Below are 17,127 nucleotides of genomic sequence, written 5' to 3' on the forward strand. Positions count from 1 at the left end.
GGACCAGAGTCCGGTCGGTGAGCGTCTCATGCGCTAGATCGCAATGCTGCCGATCGCGGCATCGACGGCGTCGCCCAAACGGTCGACGATAATATCGACCGTGCCGTCGTCGACGATGAATGGCGGTGCAAGCAGGACGTGATCGCCGGCCCGCCCATCGACGGTGCCGCCCATCGGATAAACCATCAAACCCCGCTGCATCGCTTCCGATTTTATCCGGGCATGGACCTTCAGGCGCGGATCGAACGGGGCCTTGGCCGAGCGATCCGCGACAAGTTCGATGCCCTGGAAAAGGCCGCGCCCGCGAATGTCCCCGACATGGTGATGGTTGCCGAAGCGCTCACGCAGCCGTCGTTCGAGCGTGGCGCCTCGCGCCGCGACATTGGCAAGCAGACCATCACGCTCGATGACCCGCTGCACGGCGAGGCCGGCCGCACAGGCGAGCGGATGACCGATATAGGTGTGACCGTGCTGGAAGTCGCTGCCTTGCGAAAAAGCATCGAATATCCGGTCGGATGCCAGCACCGCCCCGAGCGGGGCATAGCCGCCGCCGAGCCCTTTGGCGATCACCATGATGTCGGGTGCGACGCCTTCCTGGTCGCAGGCATGCAGTGTTCCGGTACGACCCATGCCGCACATGACTTCGTCGAGGATGAGCAGCACGCCGTGGAGATCGCAAATCTCGCGGATGCGCCTGAAATAACCGGGTGCGGGTGGCACGGCGCCGAGAGTCGCTCCAACCACTGTCTCTGCGACAAAAGCAATGACCGTTTCCGGCCCGAGTTCCTGCAGCTTCGTCTCAAGCGCATCGGCGGCGCGCAGCCCGTAGGCCTCGCTGCCTTCATCCGGCCGCTGATGCCGATAGGCATAGCATGGTTCGATATGATGGTTTTCGATCAGCATGGGCTCGAACGGCGCCTTGCGCCAGGCGTTGCCTCCCACCGAAAGCGCGCCCAGCGTATTGCCATGATAGCTCTGCTGACGGGCCACGAAGCGGCGGCGCTGCGGCTCGCCGCGCTCGACGAAATATTGCCGCGCCATCTTCAGGGCGGTCTCGATGCCTTCCGATCCGCCGGAGACGAAATAGACGTGATGAAGATCGCCCGGCGCGTGAGCGGCAAGTTCGTCCGCCAGTTCCTCCGCCGGCCGGGTGGTGAAGAAGCTGCTATGCGCATAGGCGAGCCGGTCGAGTTCGGCATGCATCGCGGCAAGAACAGCCGGATGCTGATGGCCAAGACATGAGACGGCCGCACCGCCGGAGGCGTCGATATAGCGGCGTCCCTTGCTGTCGATGACGGTGACGCCATCGCCGCCGACGGCAACGGGATAGTCGTGGTGGATCTGGCGATGGAGGATATGCGTCATGACCGTTGCCTGGTTTCGTAGATATGGGTGGAAAGGGTGTCGAACTGACGTTCGACGTCGCGCATGGCGGCCAGCGCGCGATCGCCGGCGGCGGCCGCCAGGATCGCGGCCAGCGTTTCGGCGATGGCAAAGGCCGGCGCCATGGTGTGGAAAAAGGACGGGCTCTCGGTTGGCACGATGATGACGGCGCCCGCCCGGTTGACGAGCGGCGAGACCACGCTGTCGGTAATCGCCACGATTTCGAGCGCGCGGCTGCGTGCATAATCGACGAGTTCGACGGCGGCGCGCGTATAGGGCTTGACGCTGATCGCCAAAAGCACGTCGCCCGCTCCCGCTTCCCACAAAGGATCAGGTCCGGTTCCGCCGACGCCGTCAAGCAGACGCACCGCGCCGCCGGCGAGGCCATAGACGTAGGCGAAATGGCAGGCGACGGGGTAGCTCGACCGATAGCCCAGCGCATAGATGCGCTTGGCGCCTGCCAGCACCGAGGCTGCCCGGGTCACCGCCTCCAGCGTCGCCGGATCGCAAAGCTTCGCCATATGGCGCTCGAGCGTTTCGGCCAGCTCGAAGGCCAGCGCGCCGTCTCCTCCGCGCTTCCGCCGCGCCATCAATGCTTCGGCCTTGCCCAAGAACTCCTTCTCGCCGCGGCGAAGTTGCTCGGCGTAGAGGTCGCGCAGGCTATCGTAGCCGTCGAAGCCCATGCGCTGGGCAAGCCGCGTCATCGATGCCGGGGTCACCCCGGCGCGCTGCGCCTGGACGCGCATCGACAGGAGGGCAACGTCACGCGGATTGTCGAGCACCCATTGCGCCGCCGCGCGAAGCTGGCGCGGCATCGTCTCGAAACTCTCGAGCAGGCGCGAGCGGAAGGCGGGTTCCAACATGGCGCGAATTTACGCCGGCCGTTGACGAGCTGCAATGAATATTTCAATCTGCCAGAAATGAGCGTAGTGTTTCATTCAATCAGAAAACAAGAACAGGGGAAATTCGCATGAAACAGACCATATCCAGTCATTTGGGAGCGCTGGCGGCACTCGCGCTGGCTTCCTTGCCGTTCGCAGCCGCACCGGCTCTGGCCGAGGATCCAATCGCGCTAGGCTGGGTGGGGCCGCTGTCGCCGCCCGGCAACTATTCCGGCGGCCAGGAAATGCAATGGGCGGTGCAGCTCGGAGTTGACGAGGTCAACAAGGCCGGCGGCGTGCTCGGCCGTCAGCTGAAGGTGAGCTACGAGGACACCAAAGGGCAGCCGGCCGACGGCAGCGCGGCGGCGGTTCGGCTCATCACCAAGGACAACGTCGCCGCAATCTTCGGCGAATTCCATTCCTCGGTCGCCCTCGCCGAAATCGAGGAGGCGCACAAATACGGCGTCGCCTGGGTCGGTACAGACGTATGGGCGGATGCCATCACGGCCAAGCAGTATCCGGAAGTCTATCGTCTCGCTCCGGCCAACTCGCTCGTTTACGTTAAGGCAGCCGACTGGACGGTCGAGCAAGGTTTCAAGAACATCGCCATCATCGCCGAAAACACGGACTTCGGCCAGGGCGGGGCCAAGGTCATCGCCGATGAGCTGAAGGCCAAGAACGTCCCCTATACGCTGGCAACGATCGATCTGAACCAGCAGGATTTCACGCCCGCGCTGCTGCGCCTGATGAACCAGAGCCCGAAGCCTGATGCGATCCAGATGGTGATCGCCGGACAGGCACAGTATCAGCTGGTCAAGCAGGCCTGCCAGCTCGGCCTCGCACCGACTGCCGAAACGGCCCTCATCGGCTCCTCGGGTCTGCTGCAGAAGGAAGTGTGGGAAGTCGACGGCGAATGCGCCAACAATCTTCTCATCGTCAACGTCGCGCAGCCCAAGTCGCAATGGAACGACAAGGCCAAAGCATTCGTGAAGGCGTTCACCGAACGCTACAATAGGGCACCGACCGGCGTGGCCATGGAGGCCTATGACACGTTCGGTGTCGTCGTCGAAGCGATCAAGAAGGCAGGCTCGGCTGACCGCGCGGCGATCGTGAAGGCACTGGAAGAGATCAAATATGAAGGGGTGAACGCCACCTACACCTTCCCGACCACCAAATCTCCCGACTGGGCTTTCCATCAGTTCGTCGACGTGCCGTTCACGATCATCCAATACACGGCCGTGAACCAGGCGCCGGAGGATGCTGCGATCGTCTATCCGAAGAAGTGGGCCACCACCGACAAGGTCATGCCCGGCAAATGAACGGCACGCCGGCGGCTCCATGGCCGCCGGCGGCCGCTTCACTGGACAGGCGCCGACAACGAGGTGATGTGAACCCATGAGCTATTTCCTCCTCCTGGCCGTCAACGGCCTGGTCATCGGCCTCATTTTCGCGCTGACGGCGGCGGGGCTCACTTTGGTCTTCTCGGTGTTGAAGGTCGTCAATTTCGGCCATGGATCGCTCTATATGCTGGGCGGCTATGCGTCCTACTACATCATCGCCTGGTTCCATGCGCCGCCGCTTGTCGGTGTCGCCGGCGCGATGGTGGCCCTGTTCATCTTCGGCGTGCTCTTCGAGAGGCTCGTCATAGCGCCGATGTATACCGACAAGGTCGAGCGCAAGGACGAATACGCCATTATCGTCACCTTCGGCCTCACCATTCTGATCACCAATCTCGGCCTTGTCGTCTTCGGCCCCTTCGCCAAGGCGCCGCCGTCCTTCATGACGGGAGCGCTGATCCTCGGTCCGTTGATCCTGCCTTACGACCGGCTGATCGCTGCGGTCGCTGCCGTCGTCCTGCTTGTCGGTCTGACGCTTTTCCTGAAGCGCACCTCGCTTGGTCAGGCACTCGATGCGGTGAGCCAGAGCCGCGAGTCCGCCGCGGTCATCGGTATCGATCCACGCCGCATGTACACCATCGCCTTCGGCATCGGCTCGGCGCTTGCCGGCGGGGCAGGGGCGTTGATCGCGCCGATCTTCGCCCTGTCGCCGTCGATGGGTGAGTTGCCGGCCGTGCAGGCCTTCATCATCATCGTGCTCGGCGGCATGGGTTCCGTCGGCGGAAGCATTACCGGCGGCATCCTGCTCGGCCTGGTGCAAGGGCTGGGTGTCGGCTATCTGCCGGACCCCAATCGCGCGCTTGCCTATACGCAGGCGTTCGGAGCGCTGCTGCTCGTCATTGCATTGCTCTTCAGGCCGACCGGCCTGTTCGGCCGCTCGCATCTGCGGCTGGAATAGGGGCACGGCAATGGTCCGTCCAACATTCTCGCAATCAGCCCAGGCGATTCTGCTCGTGGTGGCGTTGCTGGTGCCGCTCGGCGTCGGACCATACTGGACCCACGTCGGCGCCATCGCCTGGTACTATGCACTGCTTGCCGCGAGTTGGGCGCTGCTTGCCGGTTTCGCCGGTCAGTTCTCCTTCGCCCATGTGGCTTTTGCCGCGCTGGGCGGATACGCCTCGGCCTTGTTCGTTGGCCAGATCGGCATGCCCCTGCCGCTTGCCATTCTTTCCGCCATCGCTCTTGCCGTCGTGGCCGGCGCCTTGATCGGCGCGCTGGTCCTGAGGCTTTCCGGGCCTTATCTGGCCCTCTTCACGCTCGCCATTTCGGAAATCTTCCGCCTCGTTCTGGTCGCGGAGGAGGACATCACACGCGGCATGCTGGGCTTGCCGGTGCCCGGCCTCTTTTCCGGTCGATCGGACCTGCCTTATTACTATCTCGGCCTTGCGCTCGTCGTCCTGGCGGTATTGGGAATGAATGCCTTGTTGGCGACCCGCGTCGGTCTTTTTCTACGTGCCATCCGGGAAGACGAGGGCGCCGCGCGCGCCAGCGGGGTGGATACCACGCGCTACAAGATCCTCGTCTTCGTGGTAACCAGCGTGATCGCGGCGATAGCCGGCATTTATTACGGCCATTTCATCGGCATCCTGACGCCCAACATGGCTATCCTGCCGGAGATGGGTCTGGTTATCGCGATGGCGGTGATCGGCGGCATCGAAAGCTTGCCCGGCGCCGTGGTCGGCGCAGTCGTCGTCTTCCTGCTTTCCGAGACGCTGCGGTCCTACGGCGAATGGCGTTTCGTGCTGATGGGTCTGGCGCTTATCCTGGTGCAACGCTTCGCGCAGAACGGCCTGTATCCGATGGTCGAAAACTGGGCGCGCTTCCGCGCGCGGCCACGGGAACAAGCGCCTGTTCCAACTGCTACCACCGAGGAACCCCATGCCGGTTGAGAAGGACACCGCTTTTTTCTCGGTCAGTGGTCTTGCCAAGCATTTCGGCGGCATCCATGCCGTCGAAGGCTTATCCTTTGCCCTGGCCCGCGGCGAAATTGTCGGGTTGATCGGTCCCAACGGCTCGGGAAAGACGACCACCATCAACATGGTGACGGGCGCGCTCAAACCCGACGGCGGTGCCATCCTCGTCGAGGGCATCGACATGGCGCGCTCGCCGGCTAATCTTTTCGCGCGCCGCGGTGTTGCCCGTACTTTTCAGGTTCCCCGCCTGTTCCGCCGCATGACCGTGCTGGAAAACCTCATCGTGCCGGCACTTTCCGACCCGGCTGAACGGCGCGCCGCGGCAGAGAAGCGCGCCCGTGGGGTTCTTGCTTTCCTGAGGCTCGACCATCTCGCCGACAGTTATGCAAGAGCGCTTTCCGGCGGCCAGCAGAAGCTGCTGGAACTCGGCCGGGCGCTGATGCTCAAACCGAGATTGCTGCTTCTGGACGAGCCCTTCGCCGGCGTCCACCCGCGCCTGCTGGAGGAGATCATCGAGCACATAAGGAGCCTCAATCGCGACGGTCACACCATCGTCGTCGTCGATCACAACCTCGAGGCCATCCAGTCGGTCGTAACGCGCGTCATGGTGATGGCGCGAGGGCGCAAGATCGCCGACGGCGCGGTCGCCGAGGTGCTGCGCAATCCTGAGGTCGTGCACGCCTATACGGGATCCCGCGCAACGCATCGGGAAGCACGATGATGGAAACCGCTTCCCTGCCATCGAACCCGCCGCTGATCGCCTGCGAGAACCTTGTCGCCGGCTATACGCGCGACATCGACATATTGCGCGACGTTTCGGTCAGAGCCTGGTCTGGCAGCATTTCCTGTGTGGTCGGCCCGAACGGCACGGGCAAGTCGACGCTTCTCAAGGCGTTGTTCGGCTTTCTGAAACCGAGTGCCGGCCGGGTGCTTCTGCGAGACGTGGACATCACCGGAAACCCGCCCTTCCGGATGCTGGGCCTTGGCCTGGCCTACCTGCCGCAGCGGCCGAGCCTCTTTCCTCATCTCTCGGTCGAATCGAACCTGAAACTCGGTCTCTGGCATGCCAGGCCGAAGAAGACGGTGCTGACCGAGAAACTGGAACATGTCTATGAGCGGTTTCCCGTCGTTCGGGAGAAACGCACGCAGCCTGCCGGCCAGCTCTCGGGAGGCCAGCAGCGACAGGTCGAGATCGCACGCAGCCTGATGGCCGATCCGTCGGTCTACCTGATCGACGAACCGACCGCCGGCGTCGATCCGCAGACCAGCGAGACGATCTACGACATCGTCCGCGATCTTGCCCGCGAACTCGGCAAGGCCGTGCTGCTGGTCGACCAGGATATTCGCGCCGCGCTTGCCATCACCGACTACGTCTATGTGGTCAAGAACGGCACGGTTTTTTCCGAAGGCGCGCGCGCGGATTTCGGTGCCGACACCGACGCTCTTGTCGCACGTTGGCTGTATGCGAGCGGTGAATGAACGGGCAGCTTACGGCGTGGCGTAGCCCGGCGGCTGTTCGAACAGGCCGTCGCGCCGAATCTCTAGCGCCCGCCCGATCCTCAGCGCCAGCGGATCCTGGAAGCGGCGAACCGCGATCTGCAATCCTGCGGGCAGACCATTGACGAGACCGATGGGGACGCTGAGCGCTGCCATGTCGAGGAGGTTCACCATGCGGGTAAACGTCCCAAGCGGCGTCGTTGTCTCATCGATGTCGGCCAATGGCGGCGCGGTAATCGGCGCCGTTGGCGTCAGGAACGCATCGGCGCCTTCGAGATCGCGATGAAACTCGATCTGCGCGGCTCGGCGCCTTGCAATCAACTCGTGATAAGCGGCGAGGCCGATTTCCCTGCCCTTGAGAACCCGCATGCGGATCGCCGTGCCGACGCCGCTGTCCGCGGGTTCCACGTAACGGCCGAGATGATGCCAGGCTTCGACGGCCATGATGTCGCCGGCCAGGGCCTTGTAGGTGTCGTAAGATTGCGGCATCGGCATCCGATCGACATTGGCACCGAGCGCCTCCAGTTCAGCGACGGTGGAGTCGAAGCGGTCCAGGATGCCGGGGTCTACGCCGGCAAGGTCCACGGCCGAGGGGATGCGCAGGCGAAGGCCCGATATGCTCCGCTCGAGCCCGTCGAGCGGCGAGGTCGGCGCCACGCCAAAGGTGGCCGGATCGCCGGGATCGGGACCCTCGAGCGCGGCCAGCAGAAGGGCTGCATCCTCCACCGACCGGGTCATGGGACCGATGCTGTCGAAGGACATGGCAAGCGGCAGCAAGCCGCCGCGCCCGATAAGGCCGAAGGACGTCTTCAGGCCCACGATTCCGCACATGGCGGACGGATTGCGGATGGAGCCCGTAGTGTCGGTGCCGAGCGCGACCGGCACCAGTCCGGCGGCGACGGCCACGCCCGAACCGCTCGACGATCCGCCCGGCGCGCGCGGGATGGCGCTGTCACGCGGGTTCAGGGGCGTGCCGGCGATCGGGTTGGTCCCCCAACTGCCAAAAGCAAATTCCACGGTGTGCACCTTGCCCAGCAGGATCATCCCGGCCGCGACAAGGCGTTCGATTGCCGTTGCCGTGGCGGTTGCGAGTTCGCCCGCAAGCGCTTTCGAGCCTGCCAGGGTCGGATAGCCTTCGACGTCAAGCAGGTCCTTGGCCGCGAAAGGGATACCGTCCAGCGGCCCTTTCGAGACGCCGCGACTGCGACGCTCGTCGGCTTCGCCGGCGGCCTGGAGCGCAGCCCCAGGAAACAGCCGGACGAACGCATGCAGCGAATTGTCATGAACGTCGACACGATCCAGCGCGCGCCGGACGATCTCGGTCGAGGATGTGTTGCCATCGGCGAGCGCGCGGCTGAGTTCGGCGGCGGTGGCGAAGGCGGAAATCCCTTGGGCGGTGGCGTTCATGCTGTCCTACCTGTGCGAGTCGGTGAAATGAAGCATGGAAAACCACGTTGCGGGAGAGCCAATTGGGCCCGGAGATGAAATTGAAGCCGTTGCTGATCATGGTTGCGCCGAACGGGGCGCGCAGAACGAAGGCCGATCATCCGGCTCTGCCGATGACCGCCGACGAACTTGCCGAAACGGCGAGGCAGTGTCTCGCTGCCGGCGCCGCCGCCATCCATGTGCATGTCCGCGATGCTTCAGGCCGGCACACGCTTGACGCCGCGCTTTACCGGGATGCCATCGCGGCGATCCGGGAGCGGACGCAGGGCGTCATGGCGATCCAGATCACGACCGAAGCGATCGGGCTCTATTCGCCACGCGAACAGATGGATCTTGTTCGGGCGCTTCATCCGGTTTCCGTCTCGATCGGCTTGCGTGAGATAATCAGCGATGGCGAGGCGGAGCCGGCCCGCTTCTTCGCGTGGGCCGGTCGGGAAGGCATCGCGGTCCAGCACATTCTCTATGATCGGGCCGATCTCGACCGTTTCATCGATCTGCGGCGGCGAGGCATTCTGGCGGAGCCCACAAGCCCCCGGCTGCTGTTCGTCCTTGGACGCTATGCCGCCGATCAGGAAAGCCGGCCCGAAGACCTCGATGTCTTCCTTGAAGGGCTCGATGCGCATGGTCTTGAAGGCGCCGTATGGTCGGTCTGCGCCTTCGGACGGGGCGAGACCTTGGCGCTGACGGCGGCGATCGCGGCGGGAGGGCACGTGCGGGTCGGCTTCGAGAACTCTCTCTGGCACGCCGATGGCAGCCTCGCCCGCGACAATGCCGAACGGGTCGCGGCAATCGTCGAAGCCGCTGGCCGCACGGGGCGCCCGATTGCTTCTGCCGCGCAGGCGCTTGATATTCTCGGAATTGCCCGCCAGCAGTGAGGGCCCGCGCGCCTTGTTAGGGGATCGGCCGCGCGCCTGCAAATTCGCCAGGGTAGGACGGGCACGGTCTCGAACGGACCCGTCATATCCTTGCATCCAAATCAGGCGGCTTGCCTTGCGAGCCGTCTTCCTTGTGCGTTTTATCGCGGATGGCCCGGAACAATGGCCCCGATGAGGGGTTTGGTCGCGACATAGCGAGCGACGGAGCCAGCGATGTCCGAGCATGTTCCCCCAAACTCCTCCAGTCTCAGCAGACGAAGCTTTATGACCGCGACCGTCTCCGCGGCTGCGGTGACTCCGCTTCTGGCCTCGACAGCCAGGTCCGAGGAGCCTCCGGCTGCTGCCGCCAAGCCAACCGAGCCTGTCATGACAACACTGACCATCAACAAGCAGCCATACAATCTGGCGCTCGACAGCCGAACCAGCCTGCTCGACGCCTTGCGCGACCATGTCGGCCTGACGGGCACGAAGAAAGGTTGCGATCATGGCCAATGCGGTGCCTGTACGGTGCTGGTCGATGGCCATCGCGTGCTCTCCTGCCTCAGCTTCGCGGTGATGAACGAGGGCAAGGCGGTAACCACCGTCGAAGGGTTGGCGTCGACGGATGGCGGCCTGCATCCGATGCAGCAGGCCTTCATCGATCACGATGCGTTCCAGTGCGGCTATTGCACGCCCGGCCAGATCATGTCCGCGATCGGCTGCGTCCACGAAGGACATGCCGGTTCAGAGGACGACATTCGCGAATATATGAGCGGCAACCTTTGCCGATGCGCGGCATACCCGAACATCGTCGCGGCAATCGTCCAGGCCCGCGACCAGATCAGGAGGGCCTGAGATGCATCCTTTCGTCTATGAGAGGCCCGCCAGCCTCTCCGCGGCGGTCGCCGTCGCCTCGCGCTCGGCCACCAGGCATCCGCCGACGCAAGCCCCCGCGCAGTTCATTGCCGGTGGCACCAATCTCGCCGACTATATGAAACTCGGCGTCGCCCGGCCGGAACGCTTGCTCGATTTGAACGGTCTCTCCGAACCGGCATTGCGGCGGATCGAGACCGGTGGTGAGGGTCTGCGCCTTGGCGCTCTTGTGCGGATGGGCGACGCGGCCGAGAATGCCGAGATCAAGCGTCGGTATCCGGTGATCGCGGAGAGCCTGCAACTGGCGGCAAGCGGCCAGCTGCGCAACATGGCAAGCCTTGCCGGCAACATCCTGCAGCGGACCCGCTGCGAATATTTCCGCGAAACCTCATGGCCGTGCAACAAGCGCGAGCCAGGCTCGGGCTGCGCCGCGATGGAGGGGTTCAACCGCCAGCATGCCGTGCTGGGGACCAGTGAGAACTGCATCGCGACCTATCACGGTGACTTTGCCCAGGCCCTGATCGCGCTTGACGCCACGGTTCATGTCCAAGGCCACAACGGGCGGCGAAAGATTCCGTTTGCCAGCCTGCATCGCCTGCCCGAGGACAGCCCTCACATCGAGACCGACCTGGCACCCGACGAGATCGTCACCGCCATAGAGGTGCCCGCCGGCGCATGGACCAGGCGTTCGCGCTATCTCAAGATCCGCGATCGGCAATCCTATGCGTTTGCCCTTGCATCGGCCGCGGTCGCCCTCGACCTCGACGGCGAGACCGTGAACGAGGCGCGCATCGCGCTTGGCGGCGTGGCGACCGTACCCTGGCGGGCAAGAGCGGCGGAGGAGATCCTGCGCGGCAAGGTGCTCGACGAGGCAGCGGCGGCCGAGGCCGCCGAAGCCGCGTTCGCCGAGGCCCAGCCGCGTCGGCACAACGCATTCAAGATAGAACTCGGCAAGCGAACCTTGATCAGGGGGCTGCTCGAAACCCGTGACATGAAGGTGTGATCATGAACGTCGCCGCTCCACAGCCGAAGGAAAACATGGGACAGCCGCTGCCGCGTATCGATGCGCGGCTGAAAGTGACCGGCCAGGCCGAATACGCGGCGGATCTCCCGGCCGCCAACATTGCGCACGCCGTGCTCGCGACGAGCAGCATCGCCAAGGGCAAGGTCGCCAGGCTTTACCTGGATGACGCGCGCTCGGTGCCCGGCGTGCTCGACATCGTCACCTATGGCGACCTCGACAAGGTCGAGACGCCGAAATTCGGAAATACCGGCGCGAGTTCTATCGGGCCGCTGCATGACAAGGCGATCTTCCATGACGGTCAGATCATTGCGCTGGTGGTCGCCGAGACCTTCGAAGCGGCCGAGGAGGCGGCGCAAAGGATCCGCGCGGACTATGCCGAGGAAAAACCGACCGCCAGTTTCGACATGCCGGGGACAAAGACCATCGACGCCGCCGGCAAAAGCCCGTTGTTCAAGGAGGACGTCAAGGCCGGCGATTTCGATGCCGCCTATGAATCGGCCCCGATGAAGATCGATGCGCGGTATTCGACGCCGACCCAGCATCACAACCCGATAGAGCTGTTCTCGACCACCGCTGTTTGGCAAGGCGACCAACTCACCGTTTACGAGCCCTCTCAGAACGTGACCGGCTGGAAAGTCGAGTTGGCGCGGCAATTGAGGCTCGACCCAGCGAATGTGCGCATCGTCTGCCCTAACGTAGGCGGTGCATTCGGCTCGAAGGGGCCGATGACGGCGCGAACGGCCATCGTGGCTGTGGCCGCCAGGCGGCTTGGCCGGCCGGTGCGCTGTGTGGTCAGCCGCATGCAGGCGTTCGGCACCCAGACCTATCGGGCCGAAACCCGGCACCGCATCCGCATCGGCGCCGGCAAGGACGGCCGCATCACTGCTTTCGGCCATGAAGGCTGGGAGGTGACCTCGAGACCCGATTCCTATGTCGTCGGCGGGACTTCGGCCACCGGTCGCATGTATGCTTATGGCTCGGTGCTGACGCATGTCTCGCTGGTGCAGGCGGATCGCAACACGCCCGGTTATATGCGCTCGCCGCCCGAGACGCCCTACGTCTATGCCCTCGAGAGCGCCATGGACGAAATGGCCGTCGCACTCGGCATGGACTCGATCGAATTTCGCCGGATCAACGAGCCCCAGAAGGAGCCGATCGGCGGCAAGCCGTTCTCCAGCCGGTCGCTGATGAAATGCTACGATCAGGCCGCTGACGCCTTCGGCTGGACAAGACGGGATGCGAAAGTCGGCTCGATGCGTGACGGAGACTGGCTCGTCGGCATGGGATGCGCGACGGCAGTCTACCCGACCGCGGCCGCGCCATGCGCGGCCCGCGTGCGCCTGACGGCCGAAGGAGACGTGCGCGTGCAGTGCGGCTCGCATGAAATCGGCACCGGTGTGCGAACCGTTGCCGGCCAGATGGCGGCGGAACGCCTCGGTGTCGATATCGGCAAGGTCGCCGTCGAGATGGGCGACAGTGCCTTGCCGCCGGCACCGGTATCGGGAGGTTCGATTTCCACCGCCAGCGTCTGTTCGGCCGTGCTCAAGGCGTGTGATGCGGTGCGCACGAAATTGTTCGCGGCAGCGGTCGCGGAGAGTGGCCCTCTTGCAGGCTCGCACAATGAGGAACTGGACCTCCACGAGGGACGGATCCTCACCAAGGGCGGGGCGTCGGCAAGCACCGCCGATATATTCAAGGCCATGCAGGTAGGCGCTATCGAGGAATATGCCGAATTCGCGCCGAAGGGCTCGACCCCCGAAGCGCTCAAGAAGCTCTATGCCGGCCAGTCGGAATTCCACGGCGGCGAGTCCGACGCGGATTCGGTGAAATATGCGTTCGGGGCCGAATTCGTGGAGGTGCACATCAACAGCTACACGCGCGAAATCCGTGTGCCGCGCATCGTCGGGGCGTTCGCGGCCGGCCGCATCATGAACACGCGCACCGCGCGCAGCCAGCTGATGGGAGGCATGATCTGGGGCATTGGCCAGGCCCTGCATGAGGCGACCGAGATCGATACCCGCTATGCCCGCTATGTGAACCGCGACCTGCAGGATTATCTGGTCCCGGTGAATGCCGATGTCAGGGACCTTGACGTCATACTGGTTCCGGAGATCGACCATGAGGTCAATCCGGCTGGTGTGAAGGGCCTGGGCGAACTCGGCAATGTCGGCACCGCCGCTGCCGTCGCCAGCGCTGTCTACCACGCGACCGGCAAGCGGATCCGCGACTTGCCGATCAGAATTGACGATCTGATCGTTTGAGGACCGAGACAAAGAGGATTGCTCCGCCGCAACAAGCGTGGGTTTGTCCTCGCCCAGTTTCACTGCCTTGCGGATCGGGATGCTGATGCGTCAGGAACCGACTGTTTCATGCCAGGGTGATCCGGAACAGCCGGAACCCTTCTCGCCCCATCGAACGGAACTGACCGTAGGAGCGCTCAGCCTTGGCCGCGCAGGATGCTGACGACGAGCAGCGTCAGCGCCGTATTCCACAGCGCCGGCTCGGCCCGGTATTTGCACCGGCAGCCACCACGCCCTGCGCCTGGTCGATGGCGTGTCCCAGCAGGCGCGGAATGAAAAGCTGCAGCGTCGCGGCGATGAAGGTCGAGACGATGGTGATGGCGACCTGCCAAGGGTGGCGCAGCGTCATGCGCATGATACGTAGCAAGGTGCCAGGGCCCTTGCCCCAGGAGGCTTGCGCCACATGGGCAAACGATTTGCCGCGCCCCGCCGCGCTGCCGATTGCTTGCGTGTTCAAGGACCTATCCAAACCGATCCGGACTTAGCCCGGACGAATGAAACAGATTCAAATTCAAGTGCCACGATGTTACGCGCCTCCCGCGCGGCCGTTCAAGGGCCAATGACAGCTTCGCGCTGTGCCTGAAATGACACGCCGCTGTTTCGCGCAATGATCGCGCTCATCGTCAGGCTGCCCGCCCAAATAGAAAAATTGTTCGTCCCGGCGGCATCGAAAAGCCGATCGTTCCTTTCCCGGCGCACTGAACTCCGTGAGATTTGGGGCATCGATGGCGGCTTCGGCCGCTGGAAAAGGAGCAGCACATCCACGGGCCCGGGTTTCCGGGCGAAGTTTTCAAGCAGCACCCGGAAAGAACCCGAAAAGGAGCTGACATGCCCAGAATAGTGCCCGTGCTCGATCTGAGCCGTCTCGAACAAGGCGCATCGGAGCGCCGGACGTTTCTGGCGGATCTGCGCTCCGCCTCGCGCGATATCGGTTTTTTCTATTTGGCGGGCCACGGCATCCCATGGGCCGACATCAGCGAGACGCTCGCCGCTTCGCGGCGTTTCTTTGCCTTGCCGGAAGCCGACAAGCTGTCGATAGAGATGGTCAATTCCTCGCAGTTCCGCGGTTATACCCGCGCTGGCGGCGAACTGACCAAGGGCAAGGCCGACTGGCGCGAGCAGCTCGACATCGGCGTCGAGCGCCCGCCCATCGCGCAAGGCCCGGGAATTCCTGCCTGGACGCGGCTGCAGGGGCCGAACCAGTGGCCGTCGGCGTTGCCGGAGCTGAAGCCGGCGCTGCTGGCCTGGCAGGCGAAGGCGACGGCCGTGGCCATTCGTCTGCTCAAGGCCTTCGCGCTGTCGCTCGACCAGGCCGAGGACGCTTTCGATCCGATCTATGGCGGCGAACCCAATCATCGCATGAAGATCGTGCGCTACCCCGGCCGCGAAGCGACCGGCGGCGACCAGGGCGTCGGCGCGCATAAGGATGGCGGCTTCCTGACGCTGCTGCTCCAGGACGACAACAAGGGCCTGCAGGTAGACTATGACGGAAGCTGGGTGGACGTGGATCCGATTCCCGGAACGCTCGTCGTCAACATCGGCGAGCTGCTGGAGCTCGCCTCGAACGGCTATTTGAGAGCCACCGTGCATCGCGTCGTGACGCCGCCCGCCGGCGTCGAACGCATCTCGGTGCCGTTCTTCTTCAGCGCCAAGCTCGATGCCACGATACCGCTGCTCGAGCTTCCCGAGGAACTGGCGGCGCAGGCGCGCGGGCCGGCCAGCGATCCCGACAATCCGCTGTTTCGCGATGTCGGAACCAATGTGCTGAAGAGCAGGCTGCGCTCCCATCCCGACGTTGCGCGGCGTCATTATGCCGATCTGTTTGAGCCCGAGACCCGGGCAGGCTGAGCCATTCGGCAGGTAGAAATTTTTGTAGGGCGGCAAAATTTTAGAATTCTATTCGTCGCCAGCGCGCGAAAATGGGCTCAAGATAAAATTATCGTTCGAGGTTTCCTCCCATTCCTCCGAACGGTGTTCCCCTCTGAAGGTTATGACCTTCTTTCTGGCCGGGCCGTCTTCGCGCCCGGCCATTTTTCTTTGCCGGGAACAGTTTTTGCGGCCTGGGAAGCGCGCCACGACGACACCCCATTTTCTTGGAAATGCTTTCTCTTGCGTTCCACTTGGGAAGGCGCAACCCTGTCCAATCCAGTCACCACCGTGAAAGAGAGATGCTCATGACATCCAATGTCGCCGTCATTGCCGGAGCGGGATCCGGATTGAGCGCCTCGCTTGCGCGCCTTCTCGCAAGGGAAGGTTTTCGTGTCGTGCTGGCCGCCCGCAACGTCGAGAAGCTCGACCCGTTGCTGGCGCAGACCGGCGCCCAAGCCGTGGCAACTGATGTCTCCGATGCCGCGTCGGTGCAGCGCCTGTTCGAGGTCGCTGACAAGGCCGGCCCGCTGTCGCTCGTGGTCTTCAATGCCAGCGGACGCGCCCGTGGCCCGATAGCCGAACTCGATCCAGAGGCTGTCAGGCAGGCCTTGCTGGTGGGGGCCTATGGCGGCTTCCTGGTTGGCCAGCAAGCAGCCAACCGGCTGCTTTTGCAAGGCTCGGGCTCGATCTTCTTCACCGGCGCGACGGCAAGCGTCAAGGGATTCGCCGGCTCGGCCGGTTTCGCGATGCCCAAATTCGGCTTGCGTGGACTGGCGCAATCCATGGCTCGCGAACTGGCCCCCAAGAACATCCATGTCGCGCATTTCGTCATCGATGGTGCCATTGCCTCGACCGTGCCGGGAGAGGCTCCCGACCCGCAGGATCGACGGCTATCGCCGGACGCGATCGCCGAGGCCTATCTCGGCATCCATCGCCAGAACCGCAGCGCCTGGACCTGGGAACTCGAGCTCAGGCCCTGGGTCGAGACCTTCTGATCGGCACGGTGACCTATGCGGCTTTCGCGGGGCTTCCATGCAAGGCGGCGGAGAGAGTCGACATTGCATGGGGATGTCACTATATAGCGGCGGCTTCGATGGCTTGTGCCTGGAAACGGCAACGTCATCGGGCAGCTGTTGTGACAGCCATTGAGATGCAAACGGACCTGAAAACCGTAAGAAGCAAGTAGAAGCAGCCTCTCGAGGCGGGACAGGATTCCCGCCAAACGATACCCGCCCCCCAGAAACAGAAAATGTTCTTCAATCCTCTATTTCCTTTGGCTCTGTGGACCTTGGACGACATCGGCTTGCCGTCCGGTGGCGACTCGGCTGGAATGGGGACATGCATCCTTCACCGGATGCCGACGTTTATGATTACCAACCGGCTTCGCCGCCAGGGAAAAGCAATATGAGTGAGCACGCCATCGAATTCTTGCAGGGATGGATTGGCGAAAAAGTCCATTGCCAGTCCCACGCCAGGATCGAGAAGCAGGCCGAGACGCTGGCCAGGGAATGCGCTGCCAAGGCGGCCGAGGTCGGCATACCGCTGGAGGATATCCAGGAAGAAGTCGGCGATATCCAGGAACTCATCGCCTCCCGGCTCGAGGAAGCGGCCGAGGCCGACGAGCACCAGCAGGCCGCGAGCAAGGCTGCGGAATAATTCAGGAGCAATCCTGTATGAATACGCGGACCAT

The 17,127-nt window shown here is 63.7% G+C and carries 17 protein-coding genes; 12 read left to right on the forward strand and 5 right to left on the reverse strand.

Annotation, left to right across the window (positions count from 1 at the left end; translation table 11 throughout):
• Nucleotides 1-33 precede the first annotated feature (33 nt).
• Both FJ443_RS20220 and FJ443_RS20225 read right to left on the reverse strand, forming a co-directional pair.
• On the reverse strand, nt 34-1,365 hold the full coding sequence (locus FJ443_RS20220) for an aspartate aminotransferase family protein (RefSeq protein ID WP_140560389.1): 1,332 nt from the start codon (nt 1,363-1,365) through the stop codon (nt 34-36).
• Nucleotides 1,362-2,246, reverse strand: coding sequence for a MurR/RpiR family transcriptional regulator (locus FJ443_RS20225; RefSeq protein ID WP_140515002.1), 885 nt, complete (start codon nt 2,244-2,246; stop codon nt 1,362-1,364). Before FJ443_RS20225 ends, FJ443_RS20220 begins: the two co-directional genes overlap by 4 nt.
• A gap of 107 nt (nt 2,247-2,353) precedes the next feature.
• On the opposite strand from FJ443_RS20225, the gene FJ443_RS20230 reads away from it, so the two are divergent.
• From FJ443_RS20230 to FJ443_RS31690, 5 genes are all read left to right on the forward strand, one after another.
• On the forward strand, nt 2,354-3,583 hold the full coding sequence (locus FJ443_RS20230) for an ABC transporter substrate-binding protein (protein WP_140524814.1): 1,230 nt from the start codon (nt 2,354-2,356) through the stop codon (nt 3,581-3,583).
• A gap of 76 nt (nt 3,584-3,659) precedes the next feature.
• A complete protein-coding gene (locus tag FJ443_RS20235; protein ID WP_140524813.1) occupies nt 3,660-4,559 on the forward strand; it encodes a branched-chain amino acid ABC transporter permease in 900 nt (299 codons plus the stop codon).
• A gap of 10 nt (nt 4,560-4,569) precedes the next feature.
• Entirely contained in the window at nt 4,570-5,550 is a 981-nt protein-coding gene (locus FJ443_RS20240) for a branched-chain amino acid ABC transporter permease (RefSeq protein ID WP_140665566.1), read from the forward strand.
• Complete coding sequence (locus tag FJ443_RS20245; protein WP_140665569.1) at nt 5,540-6,295, forward strand: ATP-binding cassette domain-containing protein; 756 nt, start codon at nt 5,540-5,542, stop codon at nt 6,293-6,295. Before FJ443_RS20240 ends, FJ443_RS20245 begins: the two co-directional genes overlap by 11 nt.
• Nucleotides 6,292-7,053, forward strand: a complete 762-nt coding sequence (locus FJ443_RS31690; protein WP_246681227.1) for an ABC transporter ATP-binding protein — start codon at nt 6,292-6,294, stop codon at nt 7,051-7,053. Before FJ443_RS20245 ends, FJ443_RS31690 begins: the two co-directional genes overlap by 4 nt.
• 9 nt (nt 7,054-7,062) lie before the next feature.
• Here FJ443_RS31690 and FJ443_RS20255 read toward each other — a convergent pair whose 3' ends face one another.
• Complete coding sequence (locus tag FJ443_RS20255; protein WP_140665572.1) at nt 7,063-8,478, reverse strand: amidase; 1,416 nt, start codon at nt 8,476-8,478, stop codon at nt 7,063-7,065.
• An 80-nt stretch (nt 8,479-8,558) separates the two neighbouring features.
• Here FJ443_RS20255 and FJ443_RS20260 point away from each other — a divergent pair, with 80 nt between their 5' ends.
• The 4 genes from FJ443_RS20260 to FJ443_RS20275 all read left to right on the forward strand — a co-directional run bounded on the left by FJ443_RS20260 (nt 8,559) and on the right by FJ443_RS20275 (nt 13,529).
• Complete coding sequence (locus FJ443_RS20260) at nt 8,559-9,392, forward strand: 3-keto-5-aminohexanoate cleavage protein (protein WP_210239614.1); 834 nt, start codon at nt 8,559-8,561, stop codon at nt 9,390-9,392.
• A 213-nt stretch (nt 9,393-9,605) separates the two neighbouring features.
• Entirely contained in the window at nt 9,606-10,226 is a 621-nt protein-coding gene (locus tag FJ443_RS20265; protein ID WP_140524809.1) for a (2Fe-2S)-binding protein, read from the forward strand.
• Nucleotide 10,227: 1 nt separating this feature from the next.
• Complete coding sequence (locus tag FJ443_RS20270) at nt 10,228-11,247, forward strand: xanthine dehydrogenase family protein subunit M (protein WP_140524808.1); 1,020 nt, start codon at nt 10,228-10,230, stop codon at nt 11,245-11,247.
• A gap of 2 nt (nt 11,248-11,249) precedes the next feature.
• On the forward strand, nt 11,250-13,529 hold the full coding sequence (locus FJ443_RS20275) for a xanthine dehydrogenase family protein molybdopterin-binding subunit (protein ID WP_140665575.1): 2,280 nt from the start codon (nt 11,250-11,252) through the stop codon (nt 13,527-13,529).
• Between the two features lie 214 nt (nt 13,530-13,743).
• On the opposite strand, the gene FJ443_RS20280 is transcribed toward FJ443_RS20275, so the two are convergent.
• Together FJ443_RS20280 and FJ443_RS20285 are read right to left on the reverse strand one after the other, a co-directional pair.
• Nucleotides 13,744-14,025, reverse strand: coding sequence for a hypothetical protein (locus FJ443_RS20280; RefSeq protein ID WP_224619155.1), 282 nt, complete (start codon nt 14,023-14,025; stop codon nt 13,744-13,746).
• A gap of 92 nt (nt 14,026-14,117) precedes the next feature.
• Complete coding sequence (locus FJ443_RS20285; protein ID WP_140498386.1) at nt 14,118-14,333, reverse strand: hypothetical protein; 216 nt, start codon at nt 14,331-14,333, stop codon at nt 14,118-14,120.
• Nucleotides 14,334-14,396: 63 nt separating this feature from the next.
• Between FJ443_RS20285 and FJ443_RS20290 the strand changes: the two genes are divergently transcribed.
• The 3 genes from FJ443_RS20290 to FJ443_RS20300 all read left to right on the forward strand — a co-directional run bounded on the left by FJ443_RS20290 (nt 14,397) and on the right by FJ443_RS20300 (nt 17,093).
• Nucleotides 14,397-15,416: an isopenicillin N synthase family oxygenase gene (locus FJ443_RS20290; RefSeq protein WP_140515014.1), complete on the forward strand. Its 1,020-nt coding sequence runs from the start codon at nt 14,397-14,399 to the stop codon at nt 15,414-15,416.
• Nucleotides 15,417-15,742: 326 nt separating this feature from the next.
• Nucleotides 15,743-16,432 carry an SDR family NAD(P)-dependent oxidoreductase gene (locus FJ443_RS20295; protein WP_140498384.1) on the forward strand — a complete coding sequence of 230 codons (690 nt, stop codon included), beginning with the start codon at nt 15,743-15,745 and terminating at the stop codon, nt 16,430-16,432.
• A 409-nt stretch (nt 16,433-16,841) separates the two neighbouring features.
• Nucleotides 16,842-17,093 carry a DUF768 domain-containing protein gene (locus FJ443_RS20300; protein WP_140498383.1) on the forward strand — a complete coding sequence of 84 codons (252 nt, stop codon included), beginning with the start codon at nt 16,842-16,844 and terminating at the stop codon, nt 17,091-17,093.
• Nucleotides 17,094-17,127: the final 34 nt, after the last annotated feature.

Origin of the sequence: Mesorhizobium sp. B2-6-1 (genome assembly GCF_006440475.1) — a bacterium.
Classification (GTDB): Bacteria; Pseudomonadota; Alphaproteobacteria; order Rhizobiales; family Rhizobiaceae; genus Mesorhizobium.

What these genes read in the sequence shown, in the direction of transcription:
- FJ443_RS20220 (WP_140560389.1), bottom strand. Translation starts at nt 1,365, where the DNA reads ATGACGCATATCCTCCATCGCCAGATCCACCACGACTATCCCGTTGCC.
- FJ443_RS20225 (WP_140515002.1), bottom strand. Translation starts at nt 2,246, where the DNA reads ATGTTGGAACCCGCCTTCCGCTCGCGCCTGCTCGAGAGTTTCGAGACG.
- FJ443_RS20230 (WP_140524814.1), top strand. Translation starts at nt 2,354, where the DNA reads ATGAAACAGACCATATCCAGTCATTTGGGAGCGCTGGCGGCACTCGCG.
- FJ443_RS20235 (WP_140524813.1), top strand. Translation starts at nt 3,660, where the DNA reads ATGAGCTATTTCCTCCTCCTGGCCGTCAACGGCCTGGTCATCGGCCTC.
- FJ443_RS20240 (WP_140665566.1), top strand. Translation starts at nt 4,570, where the DNA reads ATGGTCCGTCCAACATTCTCGCAATCAGCCCAGGCGATTCTGCTCGTG.
- FJ443_RS20245 (WP_140665569.1), top strand. Translation starts at nt 5,540, where the DNA reads ATGCCGGTTGAGAAGGACACCGCTTTTTTCTCGGTCAGTGGTCTTGCC.
- FJ443_RS31690 (WP_246681227.1), top strand. Translation starts at nt 6,292, where the DNA reads ATGATGGAAACCGCTTCCCTGCCATCGAACCCGCCGCTGATCGCCTGC.
- FJ443_RS20255 (WP_140665572.1), bottom strand. Translation starts at nt 8,478, where the DNA reads ATGAACGCCACCGCCCAAGGGATTTCCGCCTTCGCCACCGCCGCCGAA.
- FJ443_RS20265 (WP_140524809.1), top strand. Translation starts at nt 9,606, where the DNA reads ATGTCCGAGCATGTTCCCCCAAACTCCTCCAGTCTCAGCAGACGAAGC.
- FJ443_RS20270 (WP_140524808.1), top strand. Translation starts at nt 10,228, where the DNA reads ATGCATCCTTTCGTCTATGAGAGGCCCGCCAGCCTCTCCGCGGCGGTC.
- FJ443_RS20275 (WP_140665575.1), top strand. Translation starts at nt 11,250, where the DNA reads ATGAACGTCGCCGCTCCACAGCCGAAGGAAAACATGGGACAGCCGCTG.
- FJ443_RS20290 (WP_140515014.1), top strand. Translation starts at nt 14,397, where the DNA reads ATGCCCAGAATAGTGCCCGTGCTCGATCTGAGCCGTCTCGAACAAGGC.
- FJ443_RS20295 (WP_140498384.1), top strand. Translation starts at nt 15,743, where the DNA reads ATGACATCCAATGTCGCCGTCATTGCCGGAGCGGGATCCGGATTGAGC.
- FJ443_RS20300 (WP_140498383.1), top strand. Translation starts at nt 16,842, where the DNA reads ATGAGTGAGCACGCCATCGAATTCTTGCAGGGATGGATTGGCGAAAAA.